This is a genomic window from Micromonospora sp. NPDC005161, assembly GCF_053599855.1.
This window is the reverse complement of record NZ_JBSFYQ010000048.1, coordinates 35876-45741: the sequence shown is the minus strand read 5'-3', so window position 1 is coordinate 45741 and position 9866 is coordinate 35876. Positions and strand designations below refer to the sequence as shown.

At 70.7% G+C, this 9866-nt stretch carries 9 protein-coding genes and 1 tRNA gene; 4 read left to right on the top strand and 6 right to left on the bottom strand.

Annotated features, from left to right (window positions below; all coding sequences use genetic code 11):
- Positions 1–145: 145 nt before the first annotated feature.
- Positions 146–394, bottom strand: coding sequence for a hypothetical protein (locus tag ACWD5O_RS31465; protein ID WP_354963491.1), 249 nt, complete (start codon positions 392–394; stop codon positions 146–148).
- A gap of 37 nt (positions 395–431) precedes the next feature.
- On the bottom strand, positions 432–1079 hold the full coding sequence (locus ACWD5O_RS31460; protein WP_354963490.1) for a 2'-5' RNA ligase family protein: 648 nt from the start codon (positions 1077–1079) through the stop codon (positions 432–434).
- An 88-nt stretch (positions 1080–1167) separates the two neighbouring features.
- Between ACWD5O_RS31460 and ACWD5O_RS31455 the strand changes: the two genes are divergently transcribed.
- Positions 1168–1395 carry a hypothetical protein gene (locus ACWD5O_RS31455; protein WP_354963489.1) on the top strand — a complete coding sequence of 76 codons (228 nt, stop codon included), beginning with the start codon at positions 1168–1170 and terminating at the stop codon, positions 1393–1395.
- A gap of 73 nt (positions 1396–1468) precedes the next feature.
- On the opposite strand, the gene ACWD5O_RS31450 is transcribed toward ACWD5O_RS31455, so the two are convergent.
- Positions 1469–1545 (bottom strand) — tRNA-Thr (locus ACWD5O_RS31450).
- Between the two features lie 351 nt (positions 1546–1896).
- On the opposite strand from ACWD5O_RS31450, the gene ACWD5O_RS31445 reads away from it, so the two are divergent.
- Entirely contained in the window at positions 1897–2988 is a 1092-nt protein-coding gene (locus ACWD5O_RS31445; protein WP_354963488.1) for an ABC transporter ATP-binding protein, read from the top strand.
- 140 nt (positions 2989–3128) lie between these two features.
- Here the strand turns inward: ACWD5O_RS31445 and rlmB are convergent, their stop codons facing one another.
- On the bottom strand, positions 3129–4259 hold the full coding sequence (gene rlmB, locus ACWD5O_RS31440) for a 23S rRNA (guanosine(2251)-2'-O)-methyltransferase RlmB (protein WP_354963487.1): 1131 nt from the start codon (positions 4257–4259) through the stop codon (positions 3129–3131).
- Positions 4259–5674, bottom strand: coding sequence for a cysteine--tRNA ligase (gene cysS / locus ACWD5O_RS31435; RefSeq protein ID WP_354963486.1), 1416 nt, complete (start codon positions 5672–5674; stop codon positions 4259–4261). Before cysS ends, rlmB begins: the two co-directional genes overlap by 1 nt.
- 63 nt (positions 5675–5737) lie before the next feature.
- Here cysS and ACWD5O_RS31430 point away from each other — a divergent pair, with 63 nt between their 5' ends.
- Both ACWD5O_RS31430 and ACWD5O_RS31425 read left to right on the top strand, forming a co-directional pair.
- Positions 5738–6448 carry an IclR family transcriptional regulator gene (locus tag ACWD5O_RS31430; RefSeq protein WP_387324322.1) on the top strand — a complete coding sequence of 237 codons (711 nt, stop codon included), beginning with the start codon at positions 5738–5740 and terminating at the stop codon, positions 6446–6448.
- A gap of 213 nt (positions 6449–6661) precedes the next feature.
- Positions 6662–7801, top strand: coding sequence for a hypothetical protein (locus ACWD5O_RS31425; RefSeq protein ID WP_354963485.1), 1140 nt, complete (start codon positions 6662–6664; stop codon positions 7799–7801).
- Positions 7802–8047: 246 nt separating this feature from the next.
- Here the strand turns inward: ACWD5O_RS31425 and ACWD5O_RS31420 are convergent, their stop codons facing one another.
- A complete protein-coding gene (locus ACWD5O_RS31420; RefSeq protein ID WP_387324319.1) occupies positions 8048–9736 on the bottom strand; it encodes a S8 family serine peptidase in 1689 nt (562 codons plus the stop codon).
- Positions 9737–9866: the final 130 nt, after the last annotated feature.

Below are 9866 nucleotides of genomic sequence, written 5' to 3'. Positions count from 1 at the left end.
GCATCATCGTGCTCGTGGCGGGCACCGCCCTAATCGCCTTCTCCGCGCCGGCTACCTGATCGTCTAGCCGCATCTGTCACGAAGGTCCCGAGACTAATCCGTCACAGAGGTCCTGAGACTCGACATCGCCGGCAGCCGGCCGGACTCACCTCGGGGGCTGTGTAGCTGCGTCGCCGGTCTGCTCGCGCCACTGGCCGCCGTCGGCCTGGACGAGACGCTTCACCATCTGCCGGGCCTCGTCCTCGGTGTCGAACTCCCACCGCAGCACCTTGCCCGTCTCTGAGTCGCCGGACCTGGCGACGACGTGCCACCGGACCTCGCGGGCGAGCCACACGTCACGCCGGGTCAATCGCCCCCAAGTCCCGTTCCACCAGCGCTCCACCAGCTCCTTCACAAGAAGATCGTACAAACGTTCTAATGCATCGCGCTGGTCACCGCCCGATACGCACCTGCTCCGACCGGATCCACTGATACATCCGGTAGTCGCGGTGGAACTCAAGGAGCCCTAGATGCTGAAGAGTCACCACGACCGGCTTCGCCTCCACTCGTGCCAGCGCTGCCGCGACGGGTTCCGCGGCTTGCGCTGTGTTGGAGTAGGCAAGGCTCACATGAGGGCGGTAGCCCTGGACGTGCTCGGGTGCCAGCTCGACGTTGCCGGTGCCCAGGACGCGGCTGATGACATCTCTTACCGCGTGACGTACCGCCGCGATGGGTGTTGGCGGGTTCGCAGGCAGGTAGACAGCCTCCGGTCTGACGACAGGGCGGTGGAAGGTGACGACCGGTGCGGGTAGCTCTGCAAGCTCTTCCCTGATCCCGTAGGTCAACCGGGCGACCTGCTCATCGTCCAGGTCGTCCACGAATCCGATCCCCTGCATGGTCAGGTGAAGCCACGTTGAGGGGATGAGGTCGAGCCCGGGAAACGGTCGTAGTGCCATCTGGTAGCGCTGCACCAGCTCCCCGAGCTTGGCGTACTCGCCCATCGTGAAGTGGCAGGCGTAGAAGTGCCGGCCCGCACGCCAGCCTGGCCGCCACCACCAGTGGTCCTTCATCTTGTCGACGTGCTCGATCGGAGGGGGCATCTTCTTCCCTGCCTAGAGGTCTGAGAGGCCCTCTGCATCCTCGGGTTGTTGCGTCACGTCGTAGTCGTCGCGGGCCGCACTCGCCGAGGTGTGGGAGGACCATGACCTTGTCTTTCCCTCGAAGCGGGGCACCCCCATAGAGCCCACCAACCTCAGCCGCTCGTTCGCCCGGCTCCGCGAGGCCGCCGGACTGCCTGGTGTCCGCCTGCACGATCTCCGGCACGCCGATGTAAAGATCACCCTCAAGGTCTACGCTCACGCCAACCTCGATGCGATGCGTCAGGCGCTTTGCAAGCTCGACGGGAAGCTCTCGTGAATCGCGTTGCTGTCAGCGTTGCTGTCAACCGGCCGACCCATGGCAGTGCCCGTCGGGAAATGCCTGGTGGAATTGGAGCCCCCGGCCGGGATCGAACCGGCGACATCTCGCTTACAAGGCGAGTGCTCTGGCCAGCTGAGCTACAGGGGCGCGTGCGTCGAAGTCAGCATAGCGAGTGACGTCTGGATATCCCGCTCGCGAGGGCTCCCGAGCACGGGAAACGTCAACAACCCGACGCCAATACGGCCTCCCACGGACGCGCCATGCGTCGATTGATGCATGACCGTGCCCGACTGACCGTATTGCGTAGGCCGTGCGCCACTTCCGGTGCGCCCCCGCCTTGGCAGCGCGGGGAAACCCGTTTACGGTGCAGTGACACGGACGACAGGCCGGCCGCCACGCGATCGGCCCGCCGTCCGTTGACCGGCACGGACATGTGCCGGTCGCTCCTTCACTCGGATCGTCCGGCACGTTCCTGCCGGTGAAAGGAAGCGCTTCACCATGGCTACGGTCACCTATTCCAAGGCGTCCCGAATCTACCCGGGCACCGAGCGTCCCGCCGTCAACGAGCTGGACCTCGAGATCGGCGACGGCGAGTTCCTCGTCCTGGTCGGCCCCTCCGGTTGTGGCAAGTCCACCAGCCTGCGCATGCTCGCCGGGCTGGAGGACGTCGACGCCGGCTCGATCTACATCGACCAGCGTGACGTGACCCACCTGCCCCCCAAGGCCCGCGACATCGCGATGGTCTTCCAGAACTACGCCCTCTACCCGCACATGACGGTGTACGAGAACATGGCGTTCGCCCTCAAGCTGCGCAAGACCTCCAAGTCGGAGATCGACCGGCGGGTGAAGGAGGCGGCCGGGCTGCTCCAGTTGGAGGAGTACCTCGGCCGCAAGCCGAAGGCGCTCTCCGGTGGTCAGCGTCAGCGCGTCGCGATGGGCCGGGCGATCGTCCGCGAGCCGCAGGTCTTCCTCATGGACGAGCCGCTGTCGAACCTCGACGCCAAGCTGCGCGTGCAGACCCGTACCCAGATCGCGTCGCTGCAGGCCAAGCTGGGCGTCACCACGGTCTACGTCACGCACGACCAGGTCGAGGCCATGACCATGGGCCACCGGGTCGCGGTGCTCTTGGATGGCGTCCTCCAGCAGGTGGACACCCCGCGGGCGCTCTACGACACCCCGGCCAACGTCTTCGTCGCCGGTTTCATGGGCTCCCCCGCCATGAACATCAAGACCGTGCCGCTGAACGAGCAGGGCGCCGAGTTCGCCGAGCTGCAGATCCCGCTGACGCGCGAGCAGGTCGAGGCGGCCCGCGCCGAGGGCGGCGACGGCAAGGTGACGGTGGGCTTCCGCCCGGAGGACTGCGACCTGGTCAGCCCGACCGAGGGTGGCATGCCGGTCGTGGTCGAACTCGTCGAGGACCTCGGCTCGGACGCCAACATCTACGGTCACGCCGCGCTGGGTGGCAACTCGGAGCGCTTCGTCGTCCGCACCGACCGACGCAGCATGCCGAACATGGGTGACACCGTGTTCGTCAAGCCGCGCACCGGCCGCAGCCACGTCTTCCACGCCACCACCGGCAGCCGGATCTGACGTAACGCCGTACCGACAGGGGCGGTCCGCTTCGGCGGGCCGCCCCTGTGGCATCTCCGGACCCGGTCGATCCCGCCGCCGGACACGATGAGGCCCCGTCCCCCGGAGTATGCGGGGAACGGGGCCTCGATGACGCTCGTCTACTGCTCGGCGGCGCGTCGGCGGGCGACCTCGGCCAGGGTGACCGCGGCGGCCACGCTGGCGTTGAGCGACTCGACCTCGGAGATCATCGGGATGCTGACGGTCAGGTCGCAGGTCTCCCCGACCAGCCGGGAAAGCCCGCGCCCCTCGGAGCCGACCACGACCACCAGCGGGCCGACGGCGGCCTCCAGGTCGTAGAGCTCGGTGTCACCGTCGGCGTCCAGACCGATGACAATGAAGCCGGCGTCGCGGCACGCCTTCAGCGATCGGGTCAGGTTGGTGACCTGCGCCACCGGCACCCGCGCGGCCGCGCCGGCACTGGTCCGCCAGGCGGTCGCCGTGATCCCGGCGGCACGACGCTCGGGTACGAAGACACCCTGCGCGCCGAACGCGGCGGCCGAGCGGATCACCGCGCCCAGGTTGCGCGGGTCGGTGACACCGTCCAGCGCGACCAGCAGCGGGGCCTGCTGCTCCAGGGCCGCGGCCACCATGTCCTCGAACGGCTGGTACGCGAACGGCGGCACCTGCAACCCGACGCCCTGGTGCAGCACCCCGCCGGTCATCCGGTCCAGCTCGGCCCGGCTGATCTCCAGGTTGGCGATGCCCCGGTCGGCGGCGGTCCGGATGATCTCGTTGATCCGGTCGTCCACGTCGATGCCCTGGGCGGTGTAGAGCGCCGTCGCCGGCACCTGGGCGCGCAGCGCCTCCAGCACCGGGTTGCGCCCGACCAGCAGCTCCGGAGTGTCCCTGGCCGGGTTGGACTTGCGCCCCGGCGTGACCCGCGGGCCGGACCGACCTGCGGGCTTGCCGCCCCGGCCGCCGGTGCCGCCCCGGTTGACCGGAACGCCCCGGCCACCGCCCTTGCCCCAGGTGGTGTCCTTGCTGCCGGGCTGGCCGATCTTCGGGGCACGCCCCTCCTCGGCCGCCGCCCGGCGCTCCTTGTCCTGCTTCCAGGCGGTGCGCTGGGGCAGCTTCTCGGTGCCCGAGTAGCCCTTGTGCCACGGCCGCTCGTCGGCGGGCAGGGTGCGCCCCCGCCCGGCCAGCGAATCCTTGTTCTTGCCGCCGGTGCCCTTGGGGGCGCCCGCCTTCGGCGTCAGTCGCCGGCCACGGCGCTGCGAGTTGCCGGCCATCAGTCCTGCTCTCCAATAGTCCAACGGGGGCCCTGGGGTGTGTCCTCGACCACCACGCCGGCCAGCTTGAGCTGGTCGCGTACCGCGTCGGCGGCAGTCCAGTCCTTGCGGCCCCGGGCCTGTGCGCGCTGCTCCAGGGCCAGCGCGATCAGGGAGTCCACCACGGCACGCAGATCATCCGAGCGGCCGCCACCGGTCCAGGCCAGGTCGAGGGGGTCGATCCCGAGGATATCCAGCATCGCCCGTACTGCGGCCAGGGTGGTGCGGACGGTCACATCGTCGCCGGTGCTCAGCGCGGTGTTTCCGTCCCGGATCTGCTGTTGCAGCACGGCGAGCGCGGCGGAGGTGTTGAGGTCGTCGTCCATTGCCGCGACGAAGCCGCTCGGCAGCTCGCCGAACTGCCCGGCGCCGACCCGCTCGGCGGCCCGCTGCACGAAACCCTCGATCCGGCGGTACGCGGTGGCCGCGTCGCGCAGCGCGTCCTCCGAGTAGTCGATCATCGAGCGGTAGTGCGCTGCGGCGTAGTAGTAGCGCAGCTCGACGGGCCGCACCCCGAGCGAGTCCACGTACGCCAGGCCCAGCGCGTTGCCGGCGGACTTGCCCATCTTGGCTCCGCCGATGCTGAGCAGCCCGTGGTGCACCCAGTGGCGGGCGAACGGCAGCCCGGCCGCCTGGGACTGGGCGATCTCGTTCTCGTGGTGCGGGAAGGTGAGGTCGAGCCCGCCGCCGTGGATGTCGAACTCCGGGCCCAGGTAGCGCCAGCACATCGCCGAGCACTCGATGTGCCAGCCCGGGCGGCCCAGCCCCCACGGCGAGGGCCAGTAGGCGTCCGCCGGCTCGTCGGGCTTGGCGCCCTTCCAGAGCGCGAAGTCGCGCGGGTCGCGCTTGCCCCGGTCCGGCGCGTCACCGGCCGACTGCATCGCGTCCGGCGACTGACCCGACAGCGACCCGTACGCCGGCCAGGAGGCCACGTCGAAGTAGACGTCGCCGGAGCCGTCGGTGGCCGGGTAGGCGTGCCCGTCGGCGATCAACTTGGTGATCAGCTCGTGCATCTCGGGGATGTGCCCGGTGGCGCGGGGCTCGTAGGTGGGCGCCAACACGTTCAACGCCCGGTACGACTCGGCGAGGATCAGCTCGTTGGCGTACGCGATGGACCAGAACGGCCGGCCCTGCTCCCCCGCCTTGACCAGGATCTTGTCGTCGATGTCGGTCACGTTGCGGATGAAGGTGACCTGGTAGCCGGCGGTCAGCAACCAGCGGCGCAGCACGTCGTAGTTGACGCCAGAGCGAAGGTGACCGATGTGTGGCGGGGCCTGGAGAGTGAGACCACACAGGTAGACCCCCACCTTGCCGGCTTCCCGCGGGACGAAGTCCCGCACCGATCGGGTGGCGGTGTCATACAGGCGTAGCGTCACCGTACAAGGGTAGCCGTCCACGCCTGTCCGGGTCCGCCGGTGCCGGGTCGTACGCTGCCAGGCGTGGATGCGACCGCACGCCCCGGTGAGCCGCCGGCCAGCCCCAGCGCCCCCGCCGGCCGAGCCGACGCGGTTGTCGGGCGGGCCGGCGAGACGGCACAGACCCTGGACCGCGGGTTACGGCTGCTGCACCTGGTCGCCGAAGCGCCGGCCGGGCTGACCGTCACCGAGGTGGCGAACCAGCTCGGCATCGGGCGAGCGGCCGTCTACCGGCTGGTCGGCCCGTTGACCGGGCACGGAATGCTGCGCCGCGACGCCGACGGCCGCCTCCGCCTCGGCGCGGGAGTGCTGCACCTGGCCCGGCGCGCCCAGCCGCTGCTGGCCGAGGGAGCGCTGCCCGCCCTGCGCCGGCTCGCCGAGCATGCCGGCGCCACGGCACACCTGACCGTGGTCGAGGGTGGCGAAGGCGTCGCCCTGGCCGTGGTCGAGCCGAGCTGGACGTCGTTCCACGTCGCGTACCGGACCGGGGCGCGGCATCCGCTGGACCTGGGGGCGGCGGGCCGGGCCATCCTGGCCGGGCGTGCCGGGGCGGCGGGACCGGTGAGCAGCAGCGGCGAGTTGCAGTCCGGCGCGTACGGGGTGGCCGCGCCGGTGCTCGGCGTACCCGGACTGGAGGCGAGTGTCGGCGTGGTCGCGCTCGCCCCGCTGGACGTCGAGACGGTCGGCACCCAGGTCCTTGCCGCCGCCACGGCCGTCGCCACCGCCCTCCGCTGACACGCTGCGGCTTGGTCGACTCGGGTTCCCGGACATCGTGGTGTCCGGGTGGCCGCGACAGCCCGACTTCCAGGAACGCGAGTCGATCACCACCTGTGCCATAGCAAGATCGGCCGGTCGATCCGCGGTTGTCCACAGGGACCGGTCGGACGTCCGGTCGGGGTTGTCCACAGGGGTTTCGGCGGCCACTCGGCGGTCGGCACGCTGCCTGGCATGCCGCCACGTCCGCACCGACCCGAGACTCTGACCTGGCAGGTCTTCCGCGGCTCCGACGCGATCCGGGATGGCCTGCTCACCGAGCACCAACTGCGCAGCGCCGCCTGGGTGCGACTGCGCCACGACGTCTACGCCGACGCGCGGCTCGACCGGGACCACACCCTGGCCTGTCGCGCTGCCCTCCTCCGGCTACCACCCGGGGTGGCGGTCGGAGGCCCGTCGGCCGCATACCTGCACGGCGTCGAACACGCCGCCGCCTTCACCGACGACGTTCACGTCCTCGTGCCCAGACCGCTGCGGATCGGCGCACAGCGCGGCCTGCGCGTGCACGCCAATGCCATCACCCCGCCCCTCGACGTCCGCCCGCGAGAGGAGGCCGCGACCCCTGCGCAGACAGGACGTCCGCGGGAATCAGGACGCCTACCGTCGGCCGGGCTTTCACCAGCGGCAGGGCTTTCACCGGCGGGAGCAGGACTGTCACCACGCCCGACACGGCAACCGCCCCGGCAGCGTGCGGCGGCGGCCAGGCCGGGCAGCACGGTGGCGGTCAGACCGGGCGACGAACGGGGGGCGGCCGCCGCGCTGGGACCGGTCTGGGACCCGGGCGGCGCGATCCCCCGTTCCGACCCCGGGCGAGCTGCCTGGGAGACCGCCGTCTGGCTCGATCCGATCCGCGCGGTCGCCATCGTCGACGCGCTGCTCGGGCTAGGGCTGACCAATCGCGACACGCTGGCCGACGTGGCCGCTCGCAACGCGAACCTGCCCGGTGGGCGACGGGCACGGTGGCTCTTCGATCTGGCTGATGGCGGGGCAGAATCTCCGCCGGAGTCGCACCTGCGCGTCCGGCTGGCGCTTGGTGGGCTGCCGCGACCGGTCGTCCAGCATCCGGTACCCCTGCCCAACGGCGTCGTCCTGCATCCCGACCTGGCCTGGCCGGAGTACCGGGTAGCCGTCGAGTACGACGGGCAGTGGCACGCCGACGCTGACCAGCTGCACCGCGATCGCCGCCGGCTGAACCTGCTCGTCGGCGCCGGGTGGCTGGTGCTGCACGTGACCAGCCGACGCCTGCACGCCGAGTTCCCGGCGGTGCTCCGCGAGGTGCGCGGCGCGCTGACCGATCGGGGATGGCGCAGGTGACGCCCCTACCCGGACCAGGGCGAGGGGCGGTACGGGCGTGGCGGCCGCCGCGACCCGAGGCGACAAGGTCCACTCGGGTTCCTGGAAATCGTGCGGTCCGCCCGCCGATGACACCCCGCCTTCAAGGAACTCGAGTCGATCAAGAGGTGCCGCCGCGCACCGCGCCAGCCGGCGCCCTGCACCGCCGGGCCCGGGAACGCGACGGGGCCCGGTCGACCTGCGTCGACCGGGCCCCACCTGATCACGTTACGGTCGGGCGTTCGGCTTGAGCGGGGTCTTCACCGCCGCGTAGGCGTCGACGATCCCGTACCCGTAGAAGCCGTTGAAGTTGACCCCGCCGGCGCAGTAGGCGTCGAAGGTCTCGTCCCGGCCCTCATTGCGGTACTGCTGCAGCCGCGGCTCTGGGCAGGCGTGCTCGGCCGCCGTCCGGTAGAGGTGCTGCTCGACCAGGTCCGGCGACATGCCGAAGCCACCCCGGCGCTCCGGCTTGCCGTACCGGCTGACGATCAGCGCGGCGACGCCGGCGGCGTGCGGGGACGCCATCGAGGTGCCCTGGAGGTAGGTGTAGTAGCCACACTCACCGTTGGCCTTGCACTGCTTGAAGACCGACTGCTCGAAGCCGGCGACGATGTTGCCGGCGGCGTCGACCGAGCCCTCCTCCTGGAGCACGTGCTTCGGGTACGACGAGAGGGTCATGTTGGCGTCCGTGCGGAACGTGTCGGTGCCGAATCCGTCCCGGAACCAACCGCCCGGCGCGGCGACCGAGATCTGCTCGGTGCCGTAGTTGGAGAAGTCCGACTTCTTGCCGGACGGGCCGATCGACGACACGCCGATCACGTGCGGGCCCTCGGTGGGCAGGTCCCAGCAGCTCTCGTTGTCGATCGGGCGCGGGTACGGGTCGGCGCCGTAGTCCGGGCTGGTGACGTCGGTGCGCGGGGCGCCGAGGTCCTCGTTGTTGTTGCCGAGCGCCCCGACCAGGGTGACGCCCTTGTTGTGGGCGAAGACCAGCGCCCGCTTCATCGCCTTGATGATGGCCCGCTGCTCGGCCTGGTCCTCCGGCGAGTCGGCGGGGTTGGCGGTGCAGTTGTAGAGCCACGGGTCGACGTAGAACGACATGTTGACCACGTCGATCCCGGACCGGCCGGCGTAGACCAGGGCGTTGACCACCGGGTCGAGGAAGAAGTAGCCGGAGTCCTGGCCACCCTTCAGTTCGACCAGCGAGACGTTCGGGGCGACGCCGGAGAGGCCGAAGCCGTTCGCCGCGGCGCCGATGGTGCCGGCCACGTGGGTGCCGTGCCCGCCGTCGTCGGTGCCGACCGGGTCGAGGCAGCTCGGCACCTCGCAGGCGCCGTCCACGTCGGTCATGTCCGGCGCGAAGTTGCGCGACAGCGCCCAGTTGAAGTTCGGCGCGATGTCCGGGTTGCTGGCGTCGACGCCGGTGTCCAGCACGCCGACGGTCACCCGACGGTCACCTGGCTCGATCTTGCGCGCCTTGTCGGCCCGGATCATCTCCAGGCCCCAGAGCTTCTCGTCGAGCGGGTCCAGCCTGGCGCCCTTCTTGGCAGCGGCACCGGCGGCGGCCTTGGCGGCCATCAGCTGGTTTTCCTGCTCGACCCGATCCAGCTTCGGCTTACGGCCGATGGCCTTCTGCTCGGTGGCGCCGATCAGCGTCGGGGCGGCGGTCGCCCGTGCGGCGAAGTCCGCCCGGTCGCTGGTGACCTGGAACATGCCGACCTCGTCGGACCGGGACACCACCGTGCCGCCGGCCGCGCGGATCGCCGCGATCGCCGTGTCGGCGGCGACGCCGTCCTCGGCGACGACCGTGAAGGTGCCGGAGCTGGTCGGCGCGGCGCTGGCCGGTACACCCAACCCCGTCGCCGTAAGTGCCAGCACTGTCGCGGTCGCGACGGCACCGGCGGTGAAGCGCTTGCTCACCACATCGGATCCTCTCGTTGAGGGACGTGGCAGCCATCACACAACACCCGACGGATTTACGCCAGCTGAACGCCCGCTATGGCGGTGAATCTCTCCTTCATCCACCCGGGTCGACGCGTGCCCCACCCGG

Bases quoted from the DNA above. Each gene is read 5' to 3' on its own strand.
- rlmB (WP_354963487.1), bottom strand. From the start codon at position 4,259: ATGGCCGGCAACTCGCAGCGCCGTGGCCGGCGACTGACGCCGAAGGCG.
- ACWD5O_RS31425 (WP_354963485.1), top strand. From the start codon at position 6,662: ATGCCGCCACGTCCGCACCGACCCGAGACTCTGACCTGGCAGGTCTTC.
- ACWD5O_RS31445 (WP_354963488.1), top strand. From the start codon at position 1,897: ATGGCTACGGTCACCTATTCCAAGGCGTCCCGAATCTACCCGGGCACC.
- ACWD5O_RS31460 (WP_354963490.1), bottom strand. From the start codon at position 1,079: ATGCCCCCTCCGATCGAGCACGTCGACAAGATGAAGGACCACTGGTGG.